This is a genomic window from Microbacterium meiriae, from assembly GCF_025143875.1.
In the GTDB taxonomy this organism is placed as follows: domain Bacteria; phylum Actinomycetota; class Actinomycetes; order Actinomycetales; family Microbacteriaceae; genus Microbacterium; species Microbacterium meiriae.
Genome location: NZ_JAMBDU010000008.1, coordinates 107288 through 120801 on the forward strand (window position 1 = coordinate 107288; position 13514 = coordinate 120801).

The window sequence follows — 13514 nt, forward strand, 5'->3', positions numbered from 1 at the left end:
TCAGCCGAACAGCCTCTTCGTCGTGTCGAGGTGCTCGCGCGTCAGGGCGGCGGCTGCTCTCGGGTCGCGCGCGACGATAGCGTCGCCGATTCGCGCGTGCGCCTCCTGGTCGGCATCGTCGCCGTGATGGCCGCGGATGCGCAGCATGTCGATCATCGCCTGCAGCGAGCGGGGGGCGAAGCCGTCGAACAGCTCCCGCAGCACGGGATTGCCGGACGCGACGACGACGGCGCGGTGGAAGGCCATGTCCGCCTCGACGTGCGCGCGGACGTCCGTGCGACGACGGTCACGTTCCGCGAGCGTGCGCGTCAGCTCGTCCAGGTCTGCGGAGGTCCGGCGCTCGGCGGCGAGAGCCGCGGCTTCGACCTCGATCGCGGTGCGGGCCTCGAGGACGGCGATGATGTCGGCGCGATCGAGGACGGCATCCCAACTCGCGGCGGGTTCCGTGGCCGTGACGAAGACCCCGGCGCCCTGGCGTGTGGCGAGCACGCCTCGCCCCGCGAGGATCCGGATCGCCTCCCTGGCCGTCGACCTTCCGACCCCGAGCTGCGGAGCGAGCGTCGTCTCGCCCGGCAGCTTGCCGCCGACCTGCCACTCGCCGGCTCCGATGCGTGCGAGAAGGAGCTCGGCGGCCTGTTCGGCGAGGGATTCGCGGCGCACGGTCGTCATGGGCCCATTCTCGCATCCGACGCACTTCTCTGCTTGTCTGAGGAGTTGTGGTAGAGTGCCCGTATGCGCGCGCTCCGGTTCCTCCTCCTTCGCCGCCACGGCGGGGCCTGATCAGACCGGCTCCTCGTCGTGGAGCCGCAGCACGCGTCGGTCGCCCTCCCCGCGATCCGAACAGGAACCAGACCATGACCCCGTCCCGCGCTTTCCCGACCCTCTCGACTCCCTCCGGTGTCCTGCCCGACGACGCTCCGCACTGGAATCGGCAGCGGCCCTCGCAGATGCCCTCGAACCGCTATCGAGACGTGTACTCCCGCGTCGCCGTTCCGCTGGAGACCCCGACCTGGCCGAGCGCGCGACTGACGCAGGCACCGCTCTGGGTCCCGGTGGATCTCCGCGACGGGAACCAGGCGCTGGCCGAGCCGATGGACCCGTCCCGCAAGCGACGGTTCTTCGAGCTCATGGTCGCCATGGGCTACAAGGAGATCGAAGTCGGCTACCCCTCGGCCTCCCGGACGGACTACGACTTCGTGCGGCTCCTCGCCGAGACCGACCTCGCTCCCGCCGACGTGACGATCGTGGTGTTCACGCCGGCGCGACGCGAACTCATCGAACGGACCGTGGAGTCCGTGCGCGGCATCCGCAATCCCGTCGTCATCCACATGTACACCGCTACCGCGCCCACGTGGCGGGACGTCGTCCTCGGACAGGACCGTGAGGGGCTCATCGCGCTGATCCTCGCCGGAGGGGAGGACGTGCTGCGGTTCGCGGGAGACCTCGACAACGTCCGCTTCGAGTTCTCTCCCGAGGTGTTCACCCTCACCGAGCCGGACTTCGTCCTCGACGTGTGCGGGGCGATGACGACCCTGTGGGACGCGACCCCCGAGCGTCCCGTGATCCTGAACCTGCCCGCGACCGTGGAAGTCGCGACCCCGAACGTCTACGCGGACCAGATCGAGTACATGCACCGCAACCTCGGGCGTCGCGACGGGGTCATCCTCTCCGTGCATCCGCACAACGACCGCGGTACCGGCGTCGCCTGCGCGGAACTCGCCGTCCTCGCCGGCGCGCAGCGGGTCGAGGGGTGCCTCTTCGGCAACGGGGAGCGCACCGGCAACGTCGACCTCGTGACCCTCGCCCTCAACCTCCACGCGCAGGGCGTCGATCCGATGATCGACTTCTCCGACATCGACGAGATCCGCCGGACCGTCGCGCACTGCAACGGCATCGACATCCATGTGCGGCACCCGTATGCCGGCGACCTCGTGCACACCGCCTTCTCGGGCACCCATCAGGACGCCATCCGGAAGGGGTTCGCGGAGCATCGCGCCCGTGCTGCGAGGGAAGGCCGCGCGGAACGGGACATCGAATGGCGCGTGCCGTATCTTCCCATCGACCCGGCGGACATCGGCCGCAGCTACGACGCCGTGATCCGCGTCAACTCGCAGTCCGGGAAGGGCGGCATCGCCTACCTGCTGGAGGACGCCTACGGGATCGAGCTGCCGCGGCGCCTGCAGATCGACCTCGCTCGTCACGTCCAGCAGCGCACCGAGCAGACGGGACGCGAGGTCTCGGCCGCGGAGGTATGGGCCATCTTCGATGCCGCCTACCTCGCGAGCACGAGCCCGACGACGCTGCGAGCGGAGGCCGAGGTCGCGGGAGGGTGCACGACGATCACGCTCCACGCCGACGGCGTCGAGACACGGACCCGCCATGACGGCGTCGGTCCGGTGGAGGCGCTGGGCACGGCGCTCGCAGGGATCGGCCTGCCCGTCGAAGTCCTGAGTCTGCACCAGACGAGCATCGGATCGGGGGCTGGGAGCGAAGCGCTCACCCTGATCGAGTATCGCGACGGCGTGCGCTCGGGCTGGGCGGCCGGGCGCGACCGCTCCGTGCTGACCGCGACCCTGCACGCCGTGCGGAACGCGGCGGAGCGCTCCGCCACCGCCCCGCGGGGCGAGCGGGCCTAGGGGGTCTGCTTCTCGCGCCCGCGCGCGAGTGCCGCGGTGATGGCGTCCGCGGCGCTCGCGTCGGTGTCGGCGGCGGCGGAGACGTTCTCGGCGACGACGGCCTCGATGATCTCGGTGCGCTGGATGCGGGTCTCCCGCGGGGCCTTGACGCCGATGCGCACGCTGTCGCCCTTGATGTCGAGCAGCGTGACCTCGATCTCGCCGTCGATGCGTACGCTCTCACCGATCCGCCTCGTCAACACCAGCATTCGTTCAGCCTACTGGTGCGGCGGGGGCGGCCCCGAGCGACGCGGTGGAGGAGTCCCGGACCACCCCGATCGTCTCGATCGTGAGGGCGGCCGCGGTCGCCTCGCTGTAGGAGAGCACGGGGAGGCCGTCGGTCTGCGCCGACACCAGCCGCCGCACGGCGGGGCGCAGCGATGGTGCGCACACGAGCACCGGCTCTCCGCCGTCCGTCTGCGCGGCCACGGCCTGCTTCACCGACGCGATCACCGCTTCCATCCGCGGTGGATCGAAGACGATCTGAGAGCCCTCGTCGCCGGGACGGAGGCTCTCCAGCATCGCCTGCTCCAGCAGCGGGGCGATCATCACGACCCGGAGCGTGCCGTCCTCGGCGAAGCGGGAGGCGATGGCAGGGCCCAGCGCGGCACGGGCCGCCTCGATCAGTCCTTCCGGATCGGTGGAGACCTTGGCACGGAGCGCGAGCGCCTCGTAGATGCGGCTGAGGTCGTTGATGGGCACGCGTTCGGCGAGCAGGCCCTGCAGCACCCGCTGGACCTCCGCGAGCGAGAGCAGGGCGGGCGTGAGCTCCTCGACCGCCGACGGGGAGACCTGCTTCAGGGCGTCGGTGAGCTGGCGGACGTCCTCCCGGGTGAGCAGCCGGGCGGCGTGCGTCTGGATCACGCTCGACAGATGGGTGATGATGACGCTCGCCCTGTCGATCACCGTGGCCCCGGCGAACTCCGCGCTGTGACGCATCTCCATCGGGATCCACTTGCCCGCGAGACCGAACACCGGGTCCAGAGCGGCGGTCCCCGGCAGGCTGTCCAGCCCCTGCCCGAGGGCCAGGACCGACCCGGTGGGCGCGGTGCCGCGTCCGGTCTCGACACCGGCGATGCGGATGACGTACGTCGCCTGGGGGAGTTCGATGCTGTCCCTCGTGCGCACGGGCGGGGTGACCAGACCGAGGTCGAGTGCGATGCGGCGCCGCAGCGCCTTCACCCGGGCGAGGAGGTCGTCGGGTCCGCCGGTGACCAGGTCGACGATGTCGGGGGCGAGCAGGATCTCCAGAGGATGCACCCGCATGCGCTCGATGAGCTCCTCGGGCTGGTCCACCGGCGCGGGAGCCGGGGCCTGTGCGGCCTCCGCCTCCTCGCGCTTGCGGGTCGCGGTGATGCGCTGCGCGATGAGGAGCAGCAGGGCGCCGATCACCAGGAAGGGGAGCATCGGCATGTGCGGGATGAGAGACATGACGATGGCCGCGCATCCCGCGATGATGAGGGCGTTGCGCGACTGGCCGAGCTGCGTGGACGCGGCCGATCCCATCTCGGCCTCGGCGGTCGAGCGGGTGACGATCATGCCGGTCGAGACCGCCATGAGCAGGGCGGGGATCTGCGTGACGAGGCCGTCGCCGATCGTGAGCAGGCTGTAGGTGCTCACCGCCTGGTCGATCGACATGCCGTGCTGCACGAGGCCGATCGCGATGCCGCCGACGAGGTTGATGATGATGATGACGAGTCCGGCGATCGCGTCGCCCTTGACGAACTTCGAGGCGCCGTCCATCGCCCCGTAGAAGTCGGACTCGGCCGCCACCTCCGCCCGGCGTTCGCGGGCCTCGGTGTCGCTGATGAGGCCGGCGTTGAGATCGGCGTCGATGGCCATCTGCTTGCCCGGCATCGCGTCGAGCGTGAACCGGGCGCCCACCTCGGCCACGCGCTCTGCACCCTTGGTCACCACGACGAACTGGATGACGACGAGGATGAGGAAGACCACGGCGCCGATGATGAGCGAGCCGCCCACCGCGATCGCCCCGAACGCCTCGATCACCTGTCCCGCATATGCCTCGCCGAGGACGAGGCGGGTGGAGGCGACGTTCAGCCCCAGCCGGAACAGCGTCGCCACGAGCAGCAGCGAGGGGAACACCGAGAAGTCGAGCGGCTTCTTCACGAACATCGAGGTCAGCAGGATGACCAGCGCGAACATGATGTTGAGGATGATCAGCACGTCGAGCAGGAACGGCGGCACCGGAACGACGAGCAGCATGATGATGCCGACGACGCCGATCGGCACCCCGAGCGTGATGAGCAGCTTCTTCATACGGTCCTCCGATACGGGAGAGAGTGGATGCCGCGGGCGGCGCCTCGGCGCCGGAGCGCGTCGACGAACACGAGCACGCGTGCCACGGCGTTGTAGAGGTCTTCGGGGATCTCCTGACCCAGCTCGCACGCGGCGTGCAGGGCTCGGGCGAGGGTGACGTCACGGACGAGGGGGACGCCGGACTCGAGCGCCTTCTCGCGGATGCGCTCGGCGATGACCCCGCTGCCCTTCGCCACGACCTTCGGCGCGGACGTGCCGGGGTCGTACTCCAAGGCGATGGCGATGTGCGTGGGGTTGACGACCACGACGTCGGAGCCGGCGACCGCGGCGATCATGCGGTTGCGGCTCACCGCGAGCTGGCGCGACCGGCGCTGCTGACGGATGAGCGGATCGCCCTCGGAGTTCTTGTTCTCGTCGCGCACCTCGCGCTTGGTCATGCGGGTGTGCTTGCGGTTGCGACGCATCACCACGAACAGGTCGATGGCCGCGAGCACCAGGCCCACCGCGATCGCGGTCTGCAGCAGCGCGGCGGTCCCGTCCGCCGCGGTGCCGAGCAGCCGGGAGATGGAGTGGGCGCCGCTCGCGGTGAGCACGGGCATGAGGCCGGCGATGACGACCCACAGGGCGAGGGCGATGGCGGCCGTCTTCAGCAGGGCCTTCGCCCCCTCCCAGAGGGCCTGCAGGCCGAACACCCGCCGGACCCCGGAGACGAGGTTGAACTGCTCGTAACGCCCGGACAGCTTCCGCAGATGCACGCCGCCCTGCACCACCGCACCGAACAGCGTCACGATCGCGACCGCGGCGAGCAGCGCCCCCAGGGTCGGCAGCACCGAGGCGAGGGCCCGCCCGAGGGCCGCGAGGGCGGCGTCGGGTGAGGGCGCCTGCATGAGCGAGGTGAGGGAGATGAGCTGCTCGGTGCCGGCGCCTGTCCCCGCGGCGATGGCGGCGGGCATCATGACGGCGGCGGCGCCGATGCCGAGCCACGCCGTCAGGTCCTGGCTCCGGGCGATCCGGCCCTTCTGCCTGGCCTCGCGGAGGTGCTTCTCGGTGGCCTTCTCGCTGCGCTCGCCGCTGTCCGACCCGCTCACGGCGTCACCCCCTGCATCATGCGGAAGGCCTGGGTGGCGAGGGCGTCGACGATGCCGGGGAACGCGACGTACACGGCACCGGCGAGCAGGAGCGTCAGCAGGATCTTGACCGGGAAGCCCATCGCGAAGGCGTTGAGTGCCGGCGCCACGCGCGTGATGAGCCCGAGCCCGACATCGGCGAGGAAGAGCACCAGCACCAGAGGGCCGGCGATCTGTACGGCCGCCAGCACCATCTGGGACACCCCGTCGACGAGCAGCTCGGTCGGTCCCGCCACACGGAAGATGCCGTCGACCGGAACGGCGTCGAAGCTGCGGGCGAGCCCGGCGAGGATGAGCTGATAGCCGCCGGAGGCGAAGAGCAGCGTGAGCGCCGTCAGGTGGAACAGCCGGGTGAACTGCGCGCCGTTGACCATCGCCGCCGGGTCGAAGGCCTGGGCGAGCTGGAACCCGCCGAACACGTCGATCAGGCTGCCCGCGGCCTGCACCGCGGAGAAGCAGAGCAGCACGAGGAAGCCCAGCAGGGCACCGGTGAGGAGCTGGATCACGAGTGCGCCGAGGAACGGCCCCGTGTCGAGGCTCTCGTAGCCCGGGGCGACCGCGGCACCCACCGCGAGGGACAGTCCGATCGAGAGCATCGCCTTCACCCGCACCGGGATCGCCCGATACGAGAACGGCGGGGCGATCATGATGAACGCCGTGATCCGCACGGCGGCGAGCAGCGTGGCCTCCAGCCACGCGAAGTCGATCGGGATGAACACGGGCTCATCCGCTCAGCAGAGACGGGATGCGGGCGAACATCTCGTTCGTGAAGGCGATGATCTCGGCGATCATCCAGTTCCCGGCGATGAGCAGGGCGATGCCGACGGCGACGATCTTCGGCACGAACGACAGCGTCACCTCCTGCACCTGGGTGATGGACTGCAGCAGCGAGATCGCGAAGCCCACCACGAGCGCCGTGATCAGCATCGGTGCGGCGAGCTTGGCCGCGATCAGCAGCCCCTGGGCGCCGATGTCGAGGACGGCCTCGGGGCTCATCCCACACCTCCGTAGCTCTCCAGGAGGGCTTTGATGATGAGCCCCCAGCCGTCGACGAGGATGAACAGCAGGATCTTGAACGGCAGCGAGATCATGACCGGCGGGAGCATCATCATGCCCATCGACATCAGCGCCGCGGCCACCACGAGGTCGATCACGAGGAACGGCACGAAGATCACGAAGCCGATGATGAACGCGGCCCGGAGCTCCGAGATCATGAACGCGGGGATGAGCGTGTACATCGGCACGCTCGCGGGGTCCTCCGGGTTGTCCTGCGCGGCCATACGGGTCATCAGCGCGAGGTCCTCCTCGCGCGTGTAGTGCAGCATCCACTCCCGCAGCGGGCCCTGCCCGACGTCGACGGCCTGCGTGAACGTGAGCGCGCCGTCGATGTACGGCTGGACGGCCAGCGTGTTGATCTCGGTCAGGACCGGCCACATGATGAACAGCGACAGGAAGAGCGACAGCCCGGCCAGCACCTGGTTCGGCGGGATGGTGGGGAGGGACAGCGCGTTCCTGGTCATGGCGAGCACCACGAAGATCTTCGTGAACGACGTCATCATCAGCAGCAGTGCGGGGGCCACCGACAGCAGCGTGATCCCCAGGAGGGTGAGGATCGATCCGGACGGCCCGCCGTCGATCCCGTTGATGTCGATCGTCACGCCCTCCCCGTCGTCCGGGGTGATCTCGGCGTGCGCGGCGCCGCCGGTGACGACGACGAGGACCAGGGCCAGGAGGATCGCGCCCGCGACGACGACGAGGAGCCGCGAGGCGCGAGCGCGATCGACGGCACGGCTCGCGCTCATCGGGCGCGCCGGAGGGCCTCGGCGGTCTGCCGCCAGGTATCGGGGGAGAGGATGGAACCGCGGAGCGGGTCGTTGCGGTGCCGTACGCGGCGACGGAGCTCCGGTGCGGCGGTGCCCGCTGCCGGTGTGCCGGTGAGGGCGGCCGCGGCGAGGATGCGGTCGAACTCGGCGTCGTCGCTCACCGTATCGCGCTCGGACGCGGATGCCGTCTCCGAGGTGTCCCGGACCTCGGCTCGGACGGGGAGGCGGTCGACCACGCTCACGCCGTGCTCGGTGACCCCGAGGACGTAGCGCGCGTCGTCGGTCTGCACGACCACGAGCTGCGCCTTCGGGCCGATGCCCTGGCGTCCGAGCACCGTGATCGCCTCCGCGTCACGGCGCCGCGCCTGGGTCTTCGACACCCGTCGCTGCAGGAACCAGAGCAGCCCGAGCACTGCGGCGAGCGACAGCCCGACCCGCAGCGCGAGCAGGAGGTCGTCCAGGGTCAGGCCTCGACGTTCTCGAGGATGCGGGTGATCCGCACCGCGTAGTCCTGATCCACGACGACGACCTCGCCGTGTGCGATCGTGCGTCCGTTGAGCTTGACGTCCGCCGGGGCTCCCGCGGAGCGGTCGAGCTCCACGATGCGACCCGGCTCGAGGTCGAGCACGTCGCGGACCGCCATGCGGGTGCGGCCGACCTCCACCGTGAGCTCCATCTCGACGCCCGCGATGCGGTGCAGGCGGCCGTCGGCTCCCGTCGGACGCGCCGGGCGATGCGTGATCCGCACCGCGAGTCGGCCGATGGTCCGCTCGGTGTGGTCCACGAGGTCGAAGAGCTGGGTCTGCGGGTCGGCGAAGACGGCCGAGGCGTCGCCGACCGCCGCCTCGCCCAGCAGCCCGGGGCCGAGGGCGGTCGCGGCGGCCTCGAGCGCATCCAGGAGCCGGTCCGTGAGCGGACGGTCCCCGAGGCCGTCGACCAGCACGTCGGCGTCGAGGAGCTGCACGGCGAGCTGCGCGCTCGCCTCTCCGACGAACTGCGCCACGACGGCCTCCCCGGTATCCCCGGACGCCTGGGAGGCGCGGGCGGTGACCGGTGCGGCGGTGGGCAGTCGCGCCGCGAACGCGGCGGCGACGGCGGACTCGTAGGCGGTGGTGCTGATCACGCGGACTCCTGAGCGGGGGCGGTTTCGGGGACGGTGGCGGTCACGACGCAGGCGAGGCGGGCACCGGCACTGCCGACGGCCGCCGTCGCGACGGTCTGATCTCCGACGGTGAGGAGCATCGGACGGTCGGCGGCATGCGGCAGGGGCAGCAGATCCCCGACGGCGAGGTCGAGCACCTCACGGGGCAGCACGGTCCGCGGTGCCAGCCGGAGCGCGATCTCGACCGGAGTCGATTCCACCTGGCGGCGCACGAGACCGGGGGTCTCGGAGCGGTCGGCGTCGGAGGCGCGCACCGCGAAGCCGGCGAGCACCGAGGCGGGGAGCATGATGCTGGCGGGGACGGTCCGGCCGCCGTGGCGCATCGACAGACGCGCCACGATCACCGGCTCCCCGGCGGCGGCGACCTGAGCGAACTGGGAGCTGTACTGGATGCCGGCGACGGCGACCCCGGTGGGCAGCAGTCCGTCGAGGCTGCCGGTGAGGTGATCGATCGCGTCGCCGATCAACGACCGGATCAGCGCCTGCTCGATCGGGGTGAACGTGCGGTCCTCGGCGGTGGCGGTGACCCGGCCGCCGACCATCTGCACGATCCAGGAGGTCGCGGTCGGGATCGGCACCTGCACGATCAGGCGCTCGTCGGAATCCGGCAGCGCGCACACGATCATGGTCGTGGTCGTGGGCAGCGACTGCGCGTACTCGCCGTACGTCAGCATGCCCACGTGCTCGACGGCGATGGTCGCGCGCACGTGGATCTTGCCCGAGAGCTGGGCCGACCATTGCCGGGCGAACGTCTCGAACGCGAGCTCCAGGGTGCGGGCGTGCTCGCGCGACAGCGTCGCCGCCCGGCCGAAGTCGTAGACCTCGACGTCGGCGGTCGCCGTTTCCGCGCGCACTCGCGAGCGCACGCCGTCATCCATCACCACGAACCCGACTATCGGGCGGTGATCGGCGTGCGTTAGGGGCAGGTCAGGGGGAGGTCTGCGCAGCACCCGCGGCAGGGATCAGCGCTCGCACCTCCTCGCTGGCGTCGGAGAGGATGACGATGTCCACGCGGCGGTTCTCGGCGAGCTGCTCGGGGGTGCTCCCGGCGGCCACCGGACGGGTGTCGCCGAAGCCCACGGATTTGAGGTGTGCGGGGGGCAGGCCGGCTGCCTCCACGAGATAGCGCAGCACCTGGGTCGAGCGTCCGGCCGAGAGCTCCCAGTTGGTCGGGAAGGGTGCGACCGAGCCGCGGGCGTCGGCGTGCCCCTCCACCGAGATCTCGTTCGGCGCGGAGACGAGGACCGAACCCAGGGCGTCCAGCACCTGCGTCGCGGCCGGACTGAGATCCGTGCTGTTGGTGGTGAAGAAGGTCTCGGCGCTCACCAGTCCGATGGTCAGCCCGCGCTCATCGATCGTGAAGGTGACGTCGGTCTCCAGTCCCCGTTCGGCGAGGACCTGACGCAGCCGCTCGCGCAGGGCGGACAGCTCGTCGAACTCGCGCTCCGCGGCCTCCAGGCCCGTGTCGGCGAAGTCCTGGCCCTCGTCGTCGATGAGCTCCGGAGGCACGACCACGCCGCTGGTCACGTCGACGTCGTCCGAGGGCTCCTGGCCGAAACCCGTCGCGAGCGAGGCGCTGAGGGCCTCGAACTTCTCCTGGTCGACCGTCGACATCGCGAACAGCACGATGAACATGCACATGAGCACCGTGACCATGTCGAGGTAGGACGCCATCCAGCGCTCGTCCGGTCCGCTGTGCTCGGACTCCTGGACGCGGCGTCGGGTGCGCACGCTCATGAGAAGAGGTCCTCGTGCGCCTCCGTCTCCGCGGGCTGCTCGCGGCGGCGGGAGCGGCCGGGGGAGCGGTCGGAGACGAGCGCGCTCAGACGTTCGCGGACGTGGGCGGGGGCGGCGCCGGCCTGCACGGCGAGCATGCCCTCCATCAGCACCGTCATGCGTTCGAGCTCCAGCTCGCCGAGGCGCTGCAGCCGGCCGCCGATCGGCAGCCAGATGAAGTTCGCCGACAGCAGGCCCCACAGCGTGGCGACGAAGGCCGCGGCGATCATCGGGCCGAGCGTGTCCGGCTTGTCGAGCTTCTCCAGCACGTGGGTGAGGCTGACCACCGTGCCGATGATGCCCACCGTGGGAGCGAACCCGCCGAGGGTCATGTAGAAGCGCGAGGCGGTGCGGTTCCGGGCGGCGGTGGACGTGAGCTCGTCCTCGAGGAGCACCCGCAGGTCCTCCGCGTCCGTGCCGTCGGCGATGCTCTGCAGGGCCTGCCGCAGGAACGGGTCCTTCTCCTCGTCCAGACCCTGCTCCAGCGCGAGCAGGCCCTCGGAGCGGGCCTTCTCCGCGTAGCCGACCACGGTGTCGATCGTGCTCTGCGCGGTGCGCCGCTCGCCGCGGAAGGCGCGGGGGAGGGACTTCACGGCGTGCAGGGCGTCGCGCAGCGTGCCGCTGGCGAGCCCGACCGCGATCGTGGCGCCGAAGACGAGCACCATGGGAGCCGGGAGCAGGAGCGACCCGACCGTCGCGCCCTCCAGGTTGATCATGGCGATCAGGGCGCCGAACGCGAGGACGAGCCCGAGGATGAGAGACGGATCCATCAGGCGTCCCCTCCCGTCACGTCAGCGCCGGGCAGGGGGTCCTCGGTGCCGGCCGCGACCAGCGCGGCGGCGGTCGCGAGGACACCGGCGCGGAACCGGGTGATGCGGGCGATCACGTCGTCCATCGTCTCCGTGACGACGAAGGTCGCGCCGTCGACCATCGTGATCGTCGTGTCCGGCGTGGCCTGGACACGTTCGATCAGGTCGGGGTTCACCGCGAACCGGGAACGGTTCAGGCGCGTGAGGACGATCATGGGCTCCATCCTGGAAAAGCTCGCCCCGCCCGGAAGCGGGGAACCGACGGCCCGTCCTGGGCTGTCGGAGGGGACTGTCGGCCGGGTGCTGCGCGTCGTTAGCGCCGGTGCCCGAGCGGACGGGGATCTTCCTCACGACGGGCGCGTCGTCGCCGATAGGGATCAGGGGCGGGGGACGATGAGCAGCGGGCGAAGGGAGCCTTGTGCGGGATCGGAACGTGGAGAAGGCCGCGGCGACGGCGGCCGAGGAATGCGGCTGCGCGCCGACGGCGGCCGAGCGGGGCGCGCTGTGGCGCCAGCCGGTCAGCCGCCGCAGCGCCTTCGGGATCGGGGCGCTGGGCGTGGTCGCGCTCGCCGCCTTCGGCGTCGGGTCCGGCGTCACCGCCGCGCACGCGGCGTCCTACCCGAGCTGGGACGACGTCCAGCGGGCGAAGAACAACGAGGCGGCCAAGGCCGGTGAGGTCACCCGGATCCAGGGGCTGATCCAGTCCCTCGAGCGCAAGGTCGCCGAGACCCAGGCGGCGGCGCAGGTCGCGTCGGACGAGTTCTACGAGGCGCAGCAGGCGTACTTCGCGGCCATCACGGAGGCGGAGACCCTGCAGGCTCAGGCCGACGAGCAGTCGGCGCTCGCGGAGGAGACGGCGAAGAAAGCCGGTCAGGTCGCCGCCCAGCTGTACCGCAGCGGCGGGGACGACACCGCTCTGGAGCTGTTCTTCGCAGGGTCAGGCGCCAACGCCGACGAACTCCTGTCGCGCCTCGGCACGATGAACAAGTTCCTCGAGTACAACCAGACCACCTACGACAACGCCGTCTCGGCGCGCGACACCGCCCAGGCGCTGACGGCGCAGGCCGACGTCGCCCGGGACGAGCGCGACCGCCTGCAGCAGGTCGCCGAGCAGAAGATGGTCGCGGCGCAGCAGGCCGCGGACGCCGCGCAGGCCGCACTCGACGAGCAGGCGGCGAACCTCGAGACCCTCAAGGCGCAGCTGGCGGCCCTCAAGGACACCACGACCAAGACGGTCGCGGGGTACCAGGCGGGCGTCGAGGCGCGGCGGCGGGAAGAGGAAGCCCGCCGCAAGCGCGAGGCGGCTGCGGCGGCCGCGGCGGCGGCAGCTGCCGCTCGGGGGACCAGCGGCGGTGGTGGCGGTGGCGGTGGCGGCGGCTCCGCGGGCAACGGTGGCTGGGTCCGCCCGCACGGCGGCGCGCGCAGCTCGAGCTACGGCCCGCGCACCCCCATCTGCGGTCCTCAGGGCTGCTCGTCGAGTTTCCACTACGGTGCGGACCTCGCCAACGGCTGCGGCGCCGCGATCTACGCCGCGAACTCCGGCACGGTCGACTATGCCGGACCGAACGGGAACTACGGCAACTACATCCGCATCCAGCACGGCGGCGGCATCAGCACGGGATACGCCCACATCAAGCCGGGCGGCATCAACGTGCGCAGCGGACAGTGGGTGCGCTCCGGCCAGGTCATCGCCTATGCCGGTGACACCGGGCGATCGTTCGGATGCCACCTCCACTTCGAGGTCTACATCAACGGCGGGTACACGAACCCCGTGCGCTTCATGGAGCAGCGCGGCATCTACGTCTGAGGCGCCCGAAACCCCGTGTTGTCGCCGAGGCCCCGCCGTATCCACGTGGATACGGCGG

The 13514-nt window shown here is 71.0% G+C and carries 15 protein-coding genes; 2 read left to right on the forward strand and 13 right to left on the reverse strand.

The genetic code is table 11. From position 1 onward, the window contains the following. Positions 1-669 (reverse strand): FadR/GntR family transcriptional regulator, encoded by a 669-nt coding sequence (locus tag M4D53_RS07360; RefSeq protein WP_187663392.1) that lies wholly within the window; start codon positions 667-669, stop codon positions 1-3. 278 nt (positions 670-947) lie between these two features. Here M4D53_RS07360 and M4D53_RS07365 point away from each other — a divergent pair, with 278 nt between their 5' ends. Next, the gene (locus tag M4D53_RS07365; RefSeq protein ID WP_490096424.1) at positions 948-2636 is read left to right on the forward strand and encodes a 2-isopropylmalate synthase; all 1689 of its coding nucleotides are present in this window, start codon (positions 948-950) and stop codon (positions 2634-2636) included. Here M4D53_RS07365 and csrA read toward each other — a convergent pair. From csrA to M4D53_RS07425, 12 genes are read right to left on the reverse strand one after another with little or no spacing between them, the layout of a single operon-like run. Further along, positions 2633-2884: a carbon storage regulator CsrA gene (csrA, locus tag M4D53_RS17500; RefSeq protein ID WP_025104370.1), complete on the reverse strand. Its 252-nt coding sequence runs from the start codon at positions 2882-2884 to the stop codon at positions 2633-2635. The two genes, M4D53_RS07365 and csrA, sit on opposite strands and share 4 nt — an antisense overlap. A gap of 4 nt (positions 2885-2888) precedes the next feature. After that, complete coding sequence (locus M4D53_RS07375; protein ID WP_259953062.1) at positions 2889-4952, reverse strand: flagellar biosynthesis protein FlhA; 2064 nt, start codon at positions 4950-4952, stop codon at positions 2889-2891. Then, the gene (locus M4D53_RS07380; protein ID WP_187663395.1) at positions 4949-6040 is read right to left on the reverse strand and encodes an EscU/YscU/HrcU family type III secretion system export apparatus switch protein; all 1092 of its coding nucleotides are present in this window, start codon (positions 6038-6040) and stop codon (positions 4949-4951) included. Before M4D53_RS07380 ends, M4D53_RS07375 begins: the two co-directional genes overlap by 4 nt. Next, positions 6037-6798, reverse strand: a complete 762-nt coding sequence (locus M4D53_RS07385) for a flagellar biosynthetic protein FliR (RefSeq protein WP_187663396.1) — start codon at positions 6796-6798, stop codon at positions 6037-6039. Before M4D53_RS07385 ends, M4D53_RS07380 begins: the two co-directional genes overlap by 4 nt. A 4-nt stretch (positions 6799-6802) precedes the next feature. After that, on the reverse strand, positions 6803-7075 hold the full coding sequence (gene fliQ / locus M4D53_RS07390; RefSeq protein WP_025104366.1) for a flagellar biosynthesis protein FliQ: 273 nt from the start codon (positions 7073-7075) through the stop codon (positions 6803-6805). After that, a complete protein-coding gene (fliP, locus tag M4D53_RS07395) occupies positions 7072-7881 on the reverse strand; it encodes a flagellar type III secretion system pore protein FliP (protein ID WP_187663397.1) in 810 nt (269 codons plus the stop codon). The genes fliQ and fliP overlap by 4 nt, the downstream gene beginning before the upstream one ends. After that, complete coding sequence (locus tag M4D53_RS07400; RefSeq protein WP_259953066.1) at positions 7878-8315, reverse strand: FliO/MopB family protein; 438 nt, start codon at positions 8313-8315, stop codon at positions 7878-7880. Before M4D53_RS07400 ends, fliP begins: the two co-directional genes overlap by 4 nt. Positions 8316-8365: 50 nt before the next feature. Further along, on the reverse strand, positions 8366-9025 hold the full coding sequence (gene fliN / locus M4D53_RS07405) for a flagellar motor switch protein FliN (protein ID WP_259953068.1): 660 nt from the start codon (positions 9023-9025) through the stop codon (positions 8366-8368). After that, the gene (locus tag M4D53_RS07410) at positions 9022-9942 is read right to left on the reverse strand and encodes a flagellar motor switch protein FliM (protein ID WP_232089266.1); all 921 of its coding nucleotides are present in this window, start codon (positions 9940-9942) and stop codon (positions 9022-9024) included. The genes fliN and M4D53_RS07410 overlap by 4 nt, the downstream gene beginning before the upstream one ends. 49 nt (positions 9943-9991) lie before the next feature. Then, positions 9992-10801: an OmpA/MotB family protein gene (locus M4D53_RS07415; RefSeq protein ID WP_187663400.1), complete on the reverse strand. Its 810-nt coding sequence runs from the start codon at positions 10799-10801 to the stop codon at positions 9992-9994. Next, on the reverse strand, positions 10798-11610 hold the full coding sequence (locus tag M4D53_RS07420; protein ID WP_071327503.1) for a motility protein A: 813 nt from the start codon (positions 11608-11610) through the stop codon (positions 10798-10800). Before M4D53_RS07420 ends, M4D53_RS07415 begins: the two co-directional genes overlap by 4 nt. After that, the gene (locus M4D53_RS07425) at positions 11610-11864 is read right to left on the reverse strand and encodes a flagellar FlbD family protein (protein ID WP_187663401.1); all 255 of its coding nucleotides are present in this window, start codon (positions 11862-11864) and stop codon (positions 11610-11612) included. Before M4D53_RS07425 ends, M4D53_RS07420 begins: the two co-directional genes overlap by 1 nt. Before the next feature lie 218 nt (positions 11865-12082). On the opposite strand from M4D53_RS07425, the gene M4D53_RS07430 reads away from it, so the two are divergent. Then, complete coding sequence (locus tag M4D53_RS07430) at positions 12083-13456, forward strand: M23 family metallopeptidase (RefSeq protein WP_259953071.1); 1374 nt, start codon at positions 12083-12085, stop codon at positions 13454-13456. Positions 13457-13514: the final 58 nt, after the last annotated feature.